The following is a 12,428-nucleotide window of genomic DNA, read 5'->3' on the forward strand; positions in this document are numbered from 1 at the left end:
GCGTTGATTTTTGGCACGCTGTTGAGTTCTCAAGGAACGGACGCTTCCTTCGTACTCACCCGAGAGACTCTCTCGTGGCTTTCCTCCGGGCGCTTTCCTCCGGGCGCTTCCCTTCGGTCTTGCGTTTCCGACTCTATCAGACCCTTTCGGGCCGTGATTCCCAATCGGCGGGATTTGCCTTTTGGCCTCGCGGCCTTTCGACATTCACTACGTTAGCCGATTCCCTCAGCAACTCATAATCGAGTTCCGCAAGCTTGAATTCAGGCATGCAGACACGCCGAACTCGCCCTCGCTCAGAGGAAGTCGTAGGTAGTGGGTTGGCCGCTTCCGACTGCTGACTGAACGCCGTACCCGGTTCAGCGGCTCGGGCTACATTACGGACCCTTCAAGGGAGAGTCAAGTTCGGCGACGGCGGGGGGTATGGGCCCGATAAGGGCTCACCGTCGGGTCGTTGTCGGCCCAGAAGCGCCACGGGTGGACGCCTCCGTCGCCGGACACACCGGTACGTGGACCGTTGCGCACCTGGTCGGAAGGCACCGGAGTGCCCGTGAGGAGGCTCAGGGGTGAACCCTCGGTGGCGCAGGCGTCCGTACCGTCGAGAGCCCGGTCGATCCCGAGGGCCGTGGCCAGGCGGGCCGGGCCTTTGGCCAGTTCTCTGTCATTTCGGGCCGAAAGTCGACGTTTGCGTGCCAGTTCGGCGCCCTCGGTGATCTCGCCGGCGCGAAGCAGGACCGCGCTCGCCCTGCCCTCCGGGCCGCACACCAGGTTCATGCAGTGCCACATGCCGTAGGTGAAGTAGACGTAGACGTACCCGGGCGGACCGAACATCACGCCGTTGCGGGCCGTGGGGCCGCGATAGGCGTGGGAGCCGGGGTCGTTGGGACCGTCGTACGCCTCGACCTCCGTGAGGCGGAGTTCGATCGGGCCGTCCGCAGTGGTGCGCACGAGTACGCGCCCCAGGAGGTCGGGGGCGACCTCCAGTACGGGTCGGTCGAAGAACTCCCGGGTGAGGGGCGTACGGTCAGGGGCCGCGATCATGGCGTACGAGCGTAGTGCAGAGGTGTGACTGCGTGCGGGGTGGTCAGGGAGCGTGCGTCTTGCCAGGGTGAGTGCGCGGAACCGGACACGGCTGGATCGCGTTTGTATGGATCAAGGATCCGATCCGGACAGAACAACAACGGGGCGTTGCCCGAGGAGGAAAAGACATGGGGTTCAAGCGGCTGCTCGCGAGCCTGGGGGCCGGTGGGGCTTCGGTCGAGACGGTGCTGACCGAGGTCAACGTCGTACCCGGCGGCGTCGTCCAGGGTGAGGTGCGGATCCAGGGCGGGTCCGTGAACCAGGCGATCGAGGGTCTGTCGGTCGGTCTCCAGGCCAGGGTCGAGGTCGAGGGCCATGACGACCAGGAGTACAAGCAGGACGTCGAGTTCACGAAGCTGCGGCTCGGCGGTGCCTTCGAGCTGCAGGCGGGCGGGGTGCACGCGGTGCCGTTCGGGCTCGAGATCCCGTGGGAGACGCCGATCACGACGATCGACGGGCAGCCGCTGCGCGGGATGAACATCGGTGTGACCACGGAGCTGGAGATCGCGCGCGCGGTGGACTCCGGTGACCTGGACCCGATCAGCGTGCACCCGCTGCCGGCGCAGCAGGCACTGCTTGACGCGTTCATCCAGCTGGGCTTCCGCTTCAAGAACGCGGACCTGGAGCGCGGCCACATCCGGGGTACGCGGCAGAAGCTGCCGTTCTACCAGGAGATCGAGTTCTTCCCGCCGCAGCAGTACCGCGGTCTCAACCAGGTCGAGCTCAGCTTCGTCGCGGACGACCGTGAGATGGACGTCGTACTGGAGATGGACAAGAAGCCGGGCCTCTTCAGTGAGGGCAGCGACACGTTCCGCTCCTTCAAGGTGGGGCTCAACGACTTCCAGGGGACCGACTGGAACGCGTATCTCAACCAGTGGCTGTCCGAGGTCGGTAGTAAGCGCAACTGGTTCTAGGCTCGGGGCGAGAGTTTCCAAGGATCAGGAACCGATCAGGAGGTGCCGAGGTGACCGAGCCCAAGAGGCCGCCGCTTCCCCATGACTTCCATCCCGTCGTGCCGTCGTTCACGGTCACGAGTGAGGACGTCGAGCCGGGCGCGACGCTGAAGGACGCTCAGGTCTACGCGGCCGGGAACACCTCGCCGCAGCTGCGCTGGGAAGGCTTCCCGCCGGAGACCAAGAGTTTCGCCGTGACGTGCTTCGACCCGGACGCCCCCACGGGGAGCGGCTTCTGGCACTGGGTCGTGTTCGACATTCCGGCCTCGGTGGCGGAACTGCCGACGGGCGCGGGCACGGGGAAGTTCGAGGGGCTGCCCGAGGGCGCCGTGCAGGTGCGCAACGACTACGGGTCGAAGGACTTCGGCGGCGCCGCGCCGCCTGCCGGGGATCCGGCGCACCGGTACGTGTTCACGGTGTACGCGGTGGACCAGGAGAAGCTCGGCCCCGACTCGGACGCCTCCCCGGCTGTCGTGGGCTTCAATCTCCGGTTCCACACGCTGGCGAGGGCGCAGTTCCTCGCCGAGTACGCGGCTCCCGCGGACAGCTGAGCGTTCACTGAACGTTTGCCCGCCCCTGGTCATGGAATTGATCAGGGGCGGGCATTTTTTATTGCGTTGTCCATCTCGGCGTGCCCGGCCAGAGTTGATCCAAGCCCGCCAGGCGGTGGGCCGGTGCGCATGGGAGGTGGGCTTGATGCGGGACACGCTGGTGCTGAATGCGAGCTTTGAGCCGCTGTCGACGGTGACGTTGAACCGAGCCGTCGTTCTGGTGCTGCAGGACAAGGCTGTCGTCGAGCAGGCCCACCCCGAACTGCGTATGCGCGGAGCCGCGCTCGACATACCGGCGCCCCGGGTGATCAGGCTCTGCCGCTATGTACGGGTGCCGTTCCGAAGACAAGCGCCGTGGTCGAGGCGGGGTGTGCTGGTGCGTGACCGGCACAGGTGCGCGTACTGCGGTCGTCGGGCGACGACCGTGGACCACGTCGTGCCTCGGGCGCAGGGTGGTCAGGACTCCTGGCTGAACACGGTTGCCTCGTGCGCGGAGGACAACCATCGCAAGGCTGCGCGGACGCCGGAGCAGGCGGGGATGCCGCTGTTGCGGCAGCCGTTCGAGCCGACGCCTGCCGATGCGATGTTGCTCGCGCTGGGGCGCGATGATCTTGAGGCTTTGCCGGAGTGGCTTGCGCAGCCGGCGGCGTAGGCGCTCCGCTCGGGGCGGGGTGTGCGGGTGAGCTGTCGGGTGCGGGTGGGTCGTGGCTGGTCGCGCCCCGCGGCGGAGCCGCAAATGTCAGAGCCTCGCGCCCTAAAAGATTGCGCAGTTCCCCGCGCCCCTGGAAGCCAAAAGACTGCGCCGTTCCCCGCGCCCCTGAAAGCAAAAGCGGCTCCTCGTGTCCCCCTGACAGGGGCGAGAGGAGCCGCTTTCCACGACCGGTGTCAGTCGGTGACCGACGGCTTTTCTCGGCGTTCTGTGGGGGTGTTGCCCTGGCCGCCGCCTCCGCCCATGCCGCCCATCGGGCCGAAGTTGCCCATGGCGCCGCTGAGGCCCTTGAGGGCGTCGCCGATCTCGCTGGGGACGATCCAGAGCTTGTTGGCGTCGCCCTCGGCGATCTTCGGGAGCATCTGGAGGTACTGGTAGGCGAGGAGCTTCTGGTCCGCGTCTCCGGCGTGGATGGACTCGAAGACCGTACGGATGGCCTGGGCCTCGCCCTCGGCGCGCAGTGCGGCGGCCCTTGCCTCACCCTCGGCGCGCAGGATCGCGGACTGCTTCTCGCCCTCGGCGGTGAGGATCTGCGACTGGCGGATACCTTCGGCGGTGAGGATCGCGGCGCGCTTGTCGCGGTCGGCGCGCATCTGCTTCTCCATCGAGTCCTGGATGGAGGTGGGCGGCTCGATGGCCTTGAGCTCTACGCGGTTGACGCGGATACCCCACTTGCCGGTGGCCTCGTCGAGGACGCCGCGCAGCGCCGCGTTGATCTCCTCGCGGGAGGTCAGGGTCCGCTCCAGGTCCATGCCACCGATGATGTTGCGGAGCGTGGTGACGGTGAGCTGCTCGATCGCCTGGATGTAGCTGGCGACCTCGTACGTGGCGGCGCGGGCGTCGGTCACCTGGTAGTAGATGACCGTGTCGATGTTCACGACCAGGTTGTCCTGGGTGATCACCGGCTGGGGCGGGAACGGAACGACCTGTTCACGGAGGTCGATGCGGTTGCGGATCGAGTCGATGAACGGGACGACGATGTTGAGGCCGGCGTTGAGCGTGCGCGTGTAGCGGCCGAACCGCTCGACGATGGCCGCGCTGGCCTGTGGGATCACCTGGATGGTCTTGATCAATGCGATGAAGACCAACACCACCAGAATGATCAGGACGATGATGATCGGTTCCATCGTGGTCCCCGTACCCTTCTCCGCCTAGGTGCTTCCGGAAGATCTTGTGATTGTCGAAGATCTTGCTGGACGAGTGTGTCAGACCACAACTCGCCACGTGCGACGTTCCGTTCACTGGACGCCACGGGAGTCACATGACGATCGCCGTGGCTCCTTCGATCTCCACGACGTCCACCTCTTCGCCTGCTTCGTAGGCGCGTCCGGTGTCGAGGGCGCGCGCGGACCAGACCTCTCCGGCGAGCTTGATCCGGCCACCCGAACTGTCGACCCTCTCCAGGACGACGGCCTGTTTGCCCTTCAAGGCGTCGATGCCTGTGGCGAGTTGGGGCCGCTGGGAGCGATGTCGGGTGGCGACGGGGCGTACGACCGCGATGAGCGCGACCGAGACGGCGGCGAAGACCACTACCTGGAGGACCACACCGCCTCCGAGTCCTGCGGTCACGGCGCCCGCGACGGCGCCGACGGCGAGCATTCCGAACTCCGGCATCGCGGTCACGACGAGCGGGATTCCGAGCCCGACCGCGGCGATCAGCCACCACACCCATGCGTCGATGTCGTCCACATGGTCATGGTAGGTCCGCGGGTCCTGTCCCCGACAGGGCGCCGATCAAGTTGAGGCAGGTGTTCCTGGTGTCAGGACAGGGGCAGGCCGTGCGCGGTCCAGCGGTCGCCGACCTGTTCGACGACGAGCGGGAGGCCGAAGCACAACGACAGGTTGCGCGAGGTGAGTTCGAGCTCCAGGGGGCCCGCGGCGAGCACCTTGCCCTGACGGATCATCAGGACGTGGGTGAAGCCCGGGGCGATCTCCTCGACGTGGTGCGTGACCATGAGCATGGAGGGGGCGATCGGGTCGCGGGCGAGGCGGCCGAGGCGGCGTACGAGGTCCTCGCGGCCGCCGAGGTCGAGACCGGCGGCGGGCTCGTCGAGGAGGAGCAGCTCGGGGTCGGTCATCAGCGCGCGGGCGATGAGGGTGCGCTTGCGCTCGCCCTCGGAGAGCGTGCCGAACCTGCGGTCGACGAACTCGGTCATGCCGAGGCGGTCGAGGAAGGCGCGGGCACGCCGCTCGTCGACGTCCTCGTAGTCCTCGTGCCAGCCGGCCGTCATGCCGTAGGCGGCGGTCAGGACGGTCTGCAGTACGGTCTGGCGCTTGGGGAGCTTCTCCGCCATGGCGATGCCGGCCATGCCGATGCGTGGGCGCAGCTCGAAGACGTCGACCTTGCCGAGGGTCTCGCCGAGGATGGTGGCGGTGCCCTGGCTGGGGTAGAGGTAGCTGGAGGCGAGGTTCAGAAGGGTCGTTTTTCCGGCGCCGTTGGGACCGAGGATGACCCAGCGCTCGCCTTCCTTGACCGACCAGGAGACCTGGTCCACCAGAGCCCGGCCCTCTCGGACCACTGATACGTCCTCAAGCTCCAGAACATCGCTCATGAGCGCGCTGTCTCCCATTGCAGTCTCGGCCGTCGCTGACGTCTGTGGACGCAGCCCCCAGGGAAAACCTACGCCACCGGTCGACCCGTCCAATCCATCGGCCGGTCCTTAGGGTGGGAGCCATGCATTCGGAACCACGCTCAGGACGGCTGGCGGCATGGGGAAATGCCCTGTTGGCCGGTTTTGCCTCTCCGGACGACGCGGTCGTCGCCATCGTCGGCGAGGACGCGGTACACCGGGTCGAGGGGCTGCCCGGTGAGACCGCGCCCGTCGGACTCACCCTCGCGCTGGGGCGGCTGCGCGCGCTCGGGGTGACCGGTCTGCGGGTCGCGCTGCCCGCGCCCGGGCATCCGCTCGGGCTGAGCGGACCGCCCGACTTCAACGCCCGCGCCCTGGACGCCGAGGAGGCGGTGGTCTGTCACGGGGCCGCGCTGGGGCTCGTGCCCGAGGTGTACGAGGCCGGGCCCGACGGCGATGTCCACGTGGAGGTCGTCTGGCACTGCTTGCCCGTGCGTGAGGCGCCGCCCGCCGATGTGCCGTCGCTCGGCGAGGCGGAGCGGGAGCTCGCGGAGGCGCTGCGCGATGCCACGGAGATGTTGTCGCGGCTCGATGTCGCCGGGTCGGGTCCGGTCGCCGAGGCCGCGATCGACGCGTACCGGGCACGGGCCGAGCGGGGTCGTGAGGCGCTCGCCCCCGGGTATCCACCGCGTGCGGTACGGGTGTTGGAGCTGGCCCAGCGGGTCGGGCTGCTCATCTCCGTCGCCCACGAGAACGGGCACGGCGGGGCTGTGAGCGCGTCCGAGATGGCCGCGCGCTCCGAAGCGCTGCGGCCGGTCGAGCGGACGGCTCGACGGGCTCAGGTGGCGGCGTACAACGCGTTCGTGGAGGAGCGGGAACGCGGGGTTCGCTGAGCGCCGGCGGCCGGAGGCCGACGCAGCGCCCCGAAGCCTGCGAAGCAGTGCGAGGGGCGCAGACAGGAGGGGTCAACGCGTTCGTGGAGGAGCGGGAGCGGGGGGCGCGCTGAGCTGCGCCCACTGACTCGGTGGGAAGGGGGCTTGGCGGCTGCGGGTGAGTCGTGTGCTGGTCGCGCAGTTCCCCGCGCCCCTGAAAAGCGGGCCCGGTCTTTAGGGGCGCGGGGAACTGCGCGCTCAACCACAGACGACCCGCACTGTGCACGCCGACGTCAGCCACCCCTCAGGGGCGCGGGGAACTGCGCAATCGGCCACCGGCGGCGCGCAGGTATGGGCGGGCCGGAAACCGGACCGGCCCCCCAGGCGTGCCTGGAAGGCCGGTGGTCACTGGGGACCCGGGGCGCGAACGTCAGCCGTTGAAGCCGTTGTTGCCGAACGCCGGGTTCAGGATGCCGACAACGTTCACGGTGTTGCCGACCGCGTTCACCGGGATGGCGACGGGGACCTGGACGAGGTTGCCCGAGGCGACGCCCGGCGAGCCGACGGCCTTGCCGCCCGCGTGCGCACCATCGGTGGCGGAGGCGAAACCGGCACCGGCGGCAACCAGGCCACCGGCCACCATCGTGACGGCTGCGGCCTTCTTCAGGTTCTTCACTTCTAGAGCCCTCTCCTTGTGAACCACTGCGGCAAAGCGCCGCAGCACGCACTGGAGAACGGCGGAGATCCCGGAAGGATGCGCCATCCGGGGGACATTCCCACGACGGTATGAATCTCAGTCCGGAACGGGACCCTCCGTGTTGCCGTCCGTAGTCCTCTCCGGAAGGCCACCGATCCGCGGATCAGCAGGTCATCCGTCGGCCACACCATGGCGTACGGCCCACAGCGCGGCCTGCGTTCGGTCGGCGAGGTCGAGTTTCATCAGGATGTTCGAAACGTGCGTCTTGACGGTCTTCTCGGAGAGGACGAGGGCGCGGGCGATCTCGCGGTTGGAGCGGCCGTCGGCGATCAGGCCGAGCACCTCGCGCTCCCGTTCCGTGAGTGAACTACCTCTCCCCTGCCCGTAGTTGGTCTCCTCCTGGGACAGCAGCGCGCCGGCCACCTCGGGCTGGAGCAGGATGTGTCCGGCGTGGACGGAGCGGATGGCCCCGGCGAGGGCGTCGGGGTCCACGTCCTTGTAGACGTACCCGGCGGCGCCCGCGCGCAGGGCCGGGATCACCGTGCGCTGCTCGGTGAAGCTGGTGACGATGAGCACGCGCGCGGGGTTGTCGAGTCCGCGGAGTCTGCGCAGGGCCTCCACGCCGTCCATGCCCGGCATCTTGACGTCCATGAGGACGACGTCGGGCTTCAACTCCTCGGCGCGGGCGACTCCTTCGGCGCCGTCGGACGCCTCTCCCACGACCTCGATGTCGTCCTGCACTTCGAGGAAGGTGCGCAGGCCCCGGCGGACCACCTGGTGGTCGTCGACGAGCAGCACCTTGATTGCGTCAGCCACCAGGGACCTCCATCTCGATCGTGGTGCCCTTTCCGGGCGCCGATTCCACGGTGAGCGTGCCTCCGACGCCGTTCGTCCGGTCGCGCATGGACACCAGGCCGAGGTGGCGTCCCGCGCGGCGCGTCGCCTTTGGTTCGAATCCGCTGCCGTCGTCGATGACGCGCAGGACGGCGCCAGGACCGTGCCGCTCCAGGGTGACGTCGACACGGGCGGCGCCGGAGTGCCGCAGCGCGTTGTGCAGCGCCTCCTGGGCGACGCGCAGCATGGCCTCCTCCTGGGACGCGGGCAGCGCGCGGACACCTCGGCTGTCGAAGGTCACGCGCGCGGAGTGGGCACGGTCGAGGACCTGTATCTGGGTGCGCAGCGTGGCGACCAGTCCGTCCTCGTCGAGTGCCGCTGGGCGCAACTCGACGACGGCCGCGCGCAGTTCGTCGGCGGCCTCGGCGGCGAGGGCGGCCACCTGCTGGAGTTCACCCTTGGCGCGGGCCGGGTCGCGGTCGACCAGCGCGGCGGCGGCCTGGGCGGTGAGGCGCAGGGAGAACAGCTTCTGGCTGACGGCGTCGTGCAGTTCGTGGGCGAGGCGGGAGCGCTCCTCGGCGATGGTGAGTTCGCGGCTGCGCTCGTACAGGCGGGCGTTCGTGAGGGCGATCGCGGCGTGTTGGGCGAGGATCGTCAGGAGTTCCTCGTCGTCCTCGGTGAAGCCGCAACCCCCGTCCGGCTTGGGGCAGTTCTTGTTCGCCAGGAACAGGGCGCCCATGACCTCGTCGCCGTCGCGGATGGGCAGGCCCAGGAAGTCGGACATGTCGGGGTGGGCGGAGGGCCAGCCCTCGAAGCGGGGGTCCTTGCGCACGTCGGCGAGGCGCTCGGGGCGAGCCTCGTGCAGCATCGCGGCGAGGATGCCGTGCTGGCGCGGGAGCGGGCCGATGGCCTTCCACTGGGCGTCGCTGACGCCGTCGACGACGAACTGGGCGAAGCCGCCGTGGTCGTCGGGGACCCCCAGAGCCGCGTACTCCGCGTCGAGCAGTTCGCGGGCCGAGGCGACGATCGTCTTGAGGACGTCGCGCACCTCCAGGTGTCGGCTCATGGCCAGCAGCGCGGTGCTCACCGCGGACAGGCCCGACCGGGGTCCTTTGCTCATGACCTCACGGTACCGGCGGGGTGTGACAGTGCGTATCCGACCTGTGGCGGCCCTCCCTAAGCCGCTGGACCTAGGGCGAAGGGCCCCTTCGCATTGCGGCCCGCGCACGAGGCGGCGGGGGCGGTCCGGTTCCTACGTTGGAGGCACTCGCCGGGAGCGGCGGCCATGGGACGAGGGGACGGAAGTCATGCCGGTAGCGATCATCACGGGGGCTTCGAAGGGGCTGGGGCGCGCACTCGCCGAGGCCCTGGCCGAGCGCGGCTGGGATCTGGTGCTCGACGCCAGAACTGCGGAGGTCCTCCAGGAGACGGCCGCCGCCCTCGCCAAGTACGGGACGCGGGTGGAGGCGCTGCCCGGGGACGTCACGGACGGTGCTCATCGGGCCGGTCTGGTGGCGGCGGCGTGGGGGCTGGGCGGCGTCGATCTCCTGGTGAACAACGCGAGCGCGCTGGGCGCCGAGCCGCTCGTACGTCTCGACGCGCTGGCCCTGGACGGGCTGCGGCGGGCCCTGGAGGTCAACGTGGTCGCGGCGCTCGGTCTGATCCAGGAGGCGCTGCCGCTGCTGCGGGAGTCCTCCGCGGGCGCGGTGATCGCTGTCAGCTCGGACGCCGCGGCCGAGGCGTACGGGACCTGGGGCGGCTACGGGGCCTCGAAGGCGGCGCTGGACCAGCTGTCGGCGGTGCTCGGGGAGGAGGAGCCCGGGCTGCGGGTCTGGGCGGTCGACCCGGGCGACATGGGCACCGACCTGTACGCGGCGGCCGTGCCGGACGACGAGGATCCACGGCCCGAGCCGGCCCGTGTCGTGCCCGCCTTTCTGCGGCTGCTGGAGCAGCGTCCGGCGAGCGGGCGCTTCGGGGCGCCGTCACTGCTGGAGCAGCGATGACGACGGCTCTTCGGGTGCCGGAGGAGCTGTCGGCCCGGGTGCCCGCCGAGCAGCGGGGGCCGGGGCTCGACCGTGACGCGGTGCGGCTGCTCGTCTCGCGGGGTACGGAGGTGTCGCATCACGGGTTCGCGGAGCTGCCGTGCCTGCTGAGAGCCGGGGACCTGCTCATCGTGAACACGTCGCCGACGCTGGCGGCCGCGGTGGACGGGAGGATCGGGCACGCGCGCGTGGTGGTGCATTTCTCCACGCGCGGGGACGACGGGCGCTGGGCCGTGGAGGTGCGGGATCCCGACGGAACGGGCACCACGCGCGTGCGTGCGGGTGGGCCCGCGGGGACAGAGGTGCGGCTCCCCGGGGGCGTACGGCTCGTCCTGGAGGAGCCCCTCACGGAGCGGAGCCCGCGGCTGTGGTGGGGGCGGGTGTCGGAACCGGGCGGGCAGGTGCCGGACCCGGAGGGCCTGAGGCCGGAAGGCCCGTGGCCGGAGGCCGACGTCCTGGGGTTGCTGGGCCGGCACGGGAGGCCCATTCGTTACTCCTATACGGAGCGGGACCAGCCGCTGTCCGCGTACCAGACGGTGTTCGCGCTGCCGTCCGCCGACGGGTCGGGCAGTGCGGAGATGCCGAGTGCGGCGCGGCCCTTCACCGCGCGGCTGGTGGCGGCGCTGGTGAGCCGGGGCGTGCAGTTCGCGCCGGTCACGCTGCACACCGGGGTCGCCTCGGCCGAGGCGCACGAGCCGCCGTACCCGGAGCGTTTCGCGGTGCCGGAGACCTCGGCGCGGCTGATCAACGCGGCCGGGGCGGGAGACGGCAGGGTCGTCGCCGTCGGGACGACGGCCGTACGGGCGGTGGAGTCGGCGACCGGTGCCGACGGGGTGGTGCGGGCGGCCGAGGGCTGGACCGGTCTCGTGGTGACCCCGGAGCGCGGGGTGCGGGTCGTCGACGGGCTGCTCACCGGGCTGCACGAGCCCGAGGCCTCGCATCTGCTGATGCTGGAGGCGGTCGCGGGGCGGGCCGCGATCGACCGCGGGTACGAGGCGGCGCTGCGGGGGCGCTACCTGTGGCACGAGTTCGGCGACGTGCACCTCATCCTCCCCGAGGAGGCCCCTCACACAGAGCATTGCTCCAGCAACTGCTGGTGAGACCGGACCGGGGCCGGTGTGAGCCCGCACATAGGACGCACATCACGTACGAAGGGACCTAGGAGACAAAGAGACTCCTGGTGAGCGGGGCAGACGTATCGGTCTGCCCCGATTTGCCCTTCCTGGGTCCACTACCCGGGTTCGTACGTCACACCTTTGCCACGGAAAATTGCGACCGCTAAGAATGGCCATCGGTCGTTCGGCGGCGTGGGCCTTTACCCGCGGCGCTTGTCCCGGAAACATTCCTTGTCCCCATCGGGCCGAGAGCGACCTCCGCGCTATTCGAAGAGGTCCATCAGCCATGCCCAAGCAGCAGAACACTCCTGGTCATAGCCGCACGCTGACCAAGACCCACAAGCTCTCCATCGCCGGTGTCGCCACCCTCGGTGCCGCGGCCCTCGCGTTCTCGCTCGTGCCGGGGAACACCCAGCAGGCCAGCGCCGACTCGGTCGCCGCCGCTCCGGTCGCCTTCTCCGCGGAGCAGCTCAAGCCCGCGACCGCCGGCCTCAGCGGACAGCTGGCCGACGCCCAGGCCGCGGCCGCGAAGAAGAAGGCCGCCGACGCCGCGGCCGCCAAGAAGGCCGCGGAGGCCGCCGCGAAGAAGAAGGCCGAGGACGCCCGCAAGGCGAAGGAGGCCGCGAGCCGGTCCGCCAAGCGTGCCGCCGTCAAGCCGGCCGCCGCGAAGACCTACGCGAACAACCTGGACGGCTGGATACGCCAGTCGCTGGACATCATGAAGAAGCACGGCATCCCGGGCACGTACGACGGCCTGCACCGGAACATCATCCGGGAGTCCGCGGGCGACCCGAACGCCATCAACAACTGGGACATCAACGCGATCAACGGTGTCCCGTCCATCGGTCTGCTGCAGGTCATCAAGCCGACCTTCGACGCGTACCACGTCGCCGGCACGGTCAAGAGCCAGTACAACCCGGTCGCCAACATCACCGCCGCCGCCAACTACGCGGCCGACCGGTACGGCTCGATCGACAACGTCAACAGCGCGTACTGAGGTTTGCGCGG

At 69.6% G+C, this 12,428-nt stretch carries 14 protein-coding genes; 7 read left to right on the forward strand and 7 right to left on the reverse strand.

The genetic code is table 11. The features are described 5' to 3' along the window. Positions 1-396: 396 nt before the first annotated feature. Positions 397-1,038: a DNA-3-methyladenine glycosylase gene (locus ACH4YP_RS32395; protein WP_398494311.1), complete on the reverse strand. Its 642-nt coding sequence runs from the start codon at positions 1,036-1,038 to the stop codon at positions 397-399. 167 nt (positions 1,039-1,205) lie between these two features. On the opposite strand from ACH4YP_RS32395, the gene ACH4YP_RS32400 reads away from it, so the two are divergent. From ACH4YP_RS32400 to ACH4YP_RS32410, 3 genes are all read left to right on the forward strand, one after another. Further along, positions 1,206-1,991, forward strand: a complete 786-nt coding sequence (locus ACH4YP_RS32400) for a sporulation protein (RefSeq protein WP_398494313.1) — start codon at positions 1,206-1,208, stop codon at positions 1,989-1,991. 50 nt (positions 1,992-2,041) lie between these two features. Further along, positions 2,042-2,581, forward strand: a complete 540-nt coding sequence (locus tag ACH4YP_RS32405) for a YbhB/YbcL family Raf kinase inhibitor-like protein (RefSeq protein ID WP_398494315.1) — start codon at positions 2,042-2,044, stop codon at positions 2,579-2,581. A gap of 145 nt (positions 2,582-2,726) precedes the next feature. After that, on the forward strand, positions 2,727-3,233 hold the full coding sequence (locus ACH4YP_RS32410; protein WP_200399165.1) for an HNH endonuclease: 507 nt from the start codon (positions 2,727-2,729) through the stop codon (positions 3,231-3,233). A gap of 233 nt (positions 3,234-3,466) precedes the next feature. Here the strand turns inward: ACH4YP_RS32410 and ACH4YP_RS32415 are convergent, their stop codons facing one another. From ACH4YP_RS32415 to ACH4YP_RS32425, 3 genes are all read right to left on the reverse strand, one after another. Next, on the reverse strand, positions 3,467-4,417 hold the full coding sequence (locus ACH4YP_RS32415) for an SPFH domain-containing protein (RefSeq protein ID WP_306940712.1): 951 nt from the start codon (positions 4,415-4,417) through the stop codon (positions 3,467-3,469). A gap of 130 nt (positions 4,418-4,547) precedes the next feature. Further along, positions 4,548-4,979 carry an NfeD family protein gene (locus tag ACH4YP_RS32420; RefSeq protein WP_361072896.1) on the reverse strand — a complete coding sequence of 144 codons (432 nt, stop codon included), beginning with the start codon at positions 4,977-4,979 and terminating at the stop codon, positions 4,548-4,550. Between the two features lie 71 nt (positions 4,980-5,050). After that, a complete protein-coding gene (locus ACH4YP_RS32425) occupies positions 5,051-5,842 on the reverse strand; it encodes an ABC transporter ATP-binding protein (RefSeq protein ID WP_361072899.1) in 792 nt (263 codons plus the stop codon). Between the two features lie 122 nt (positions 5,843-5,964). On the opposite strand from ACH4YP_RS32425, the gene ACH4YP_RS32430 reads away from it, so the two are divergent. Beyond that, the gene (locus ACH4YP_RS32430; RefSeq protein ID WP_361072902.1) at positions 5,965-6,753 is read left to right on the forward strand and encodes a hypothetical protein; all 789 of its coding nucleotides are present in this window, start codon (positions 5,965-5,967) and stop codon (positions 6,751-6,753) included. 409 nt (positions 6,754-7,162) lie between these two features. Here ACH4YP_RS32430 and chpE read toward each other — a convergent pair whose 3' ends face one another. The 3 genes from chpE to ACH4YP_RS32445 all read right to left on the reverse strand — a co-directional run bounded on the left by chpE (position 7,163) and on the right by ACH4YP_RS32445 (position 9,383). Beyond that, positions 7,163-7,408: a chaplin ChpE gene (gene chpE / locus ACH4YP_RS32435; protein ID WP_361058598.1), complete on the reverse strand. Its 246-nt coding sequence runs from the start codon at positions 7,406-7,408 to the stop codon at positions 7,163-7,165. A gap of 192 nt (positions 7,409-7,600) precedes the next feature. Further along, complete coding sequence (locus ACH4YP_RS32440) at positions 7,601-8,245, reverse strand: response regulator transcription factor (RefSeq protein WP_361058601.1); 645 nt, start codon at positions 8,243-8,245, stop codon at positions 7,601-7,603. Further along, positions 8,238-9,383 carry a GAF domain-containing sensor histidine kinase gene (locus ACH4YP_RS32445; RefSeq protein WP_361058603.1) on the reverse strand — a complete coding sequence of 382 codons (1,146 nt, stop codon included), beginning with the start codon at positions 9,381-9,383 and terminating at the stop codon, positions 8,238-8,240. The genes ACH4YP_RS32440 and ACH4YP_RS32445 overlap by 8 nt, the downstream gene beginning before the upstream one ends. Positions 9,384-9,570: 187 nt before the next feature. Between ACH4YP_RS32445 and ACH4YP_RS32450 the strand changes: the two genes are divergently transcribed. The 3 genes from ACH4YP_RS32450 (at position 9,571) to ACH4YP_RS32460 (ending at position 12,417) form a co-directional block, all read left to right on the forward strand. Further along, positions 9,571-10,266: an SDR family NAD(P)-dependent oxidoreductase gene (locus tag ACH4YP_RS32450; protein WP_398494319.1), complete on the forward strand. Its 696-nt coding sequence runs from the start codon at positions 9,571-9,573 to the stop codon at positions 10,264-10,266. Beyond that, the gene (locus ACH4YP_RS32455) at positions 10,263-11,405 is read left to right on the forward strand and encodes an S-adenosylmethionine:tRNA ribosyltransferase-isomerase (RefSeq protein ID WP_361058607.1); all 1,143 of its coding nucleotides are present in this window, start codon (positions 10,263-10,265) and stop codon (positions 11,403-11,405) included. The genes ACH4YP_RS32450 and ACH4YP_RS32455 overlap by 4 nt, the downstream gene beginning before the upstream one ends. A 301-nt stretch (positions 11,406-11,706) precedes the next feature. Continuing rightward, entirely contained in the window at positions 11,707-12,417 is a 711-nt protein-coding gene (locus ACH4YP_RS32460) for a transglycosylase SLT domain-containing protein (protein WP_361058609.1), read from the forward strand. Positions 12,418-12,428 lie beyond the last annotated feature (11 nt).

The sequence above is a fragment of the Streptomyces sp. NPDC020747 genome, assembly GCF_044334695.1.
Lineage (GTDB): Bacteria > Actinomycetota > Actinomycetes > Streptomycetales > Streptomycetaceae > Streptomyces.

Coding starts and splice junctions, on each gene's coding strand:
- ACH4YP_RS32455 (WP_361058607.1), top strand. CDS start 10,263: ATGACGACGGCTCTTCGGGTGCCGGAGGAGCTGTCGGCCCGGGTGCCC.
- ACH4YP_RS32460 (WP_361058609.1), top strand. CDS start 11,707: ATGCCCAAGCAGCAGAACACTCCTGGTCATAGCCGCACGCTGACCAAG.
- ACH4YP_RS32425 (WP_361072899.1), bottom strand. CDS start 5,842: ATGAGCGATGTTCTGGAGCTTGAGGACGTATCAGTGGTCCGAGAGGGC.
- ACH4YP_RS32410 (WP_200399165.1), top strand. CDS start 2,727: ATGCGGGACACGCTGGTGCTGAATGCGAGCTTTGAGCCGCTGTCGACG.
- ACH4YP_RS32445 (WP_361058603.1), bottom strand. CDS start 9,383: ATGAGCAAAGGACCCCGGTCGGGCCTGTCCGCGGTGAGCACCGCGCTG.
- ACH4YP_RS32430 (WP_361072902.1), top strand. CDS start 5,965: ATGCATTCGGAACCACGCTCAGGACGGCTGGCGGCATGGGGAAATGCC.
- ACH4YP_RS32400 (WP_398494313.1), top strand. CDS start 1,206: ATGGGGTTCAAGCGGCTGCTCGCGAGCCTGGGGGCCGGTGGGGCTTCG.
- ACH4YP_RS32395 (WP_398494311.1), bottom strand. CDS start 1,038: ATGATCGCGGCCCCTGACCGTACGCCCCTCACCCGGGAGTTCTTCGAC.
- ACH4YP_RS32415 (WP_306940712.1), bottom strand. CDS start 4,417: ATGGAACCGATCATCATCGTCCTGATCATTCTGGTGGTGTTGGTCTTC.
- ACH4YP_RS32450 (WP_398494319.1), top strand. CDS start 9,571: ATGCCGGTAGCGATCATCACGGGGGCTTCGAAGGGGCTGGGGCGCGCA.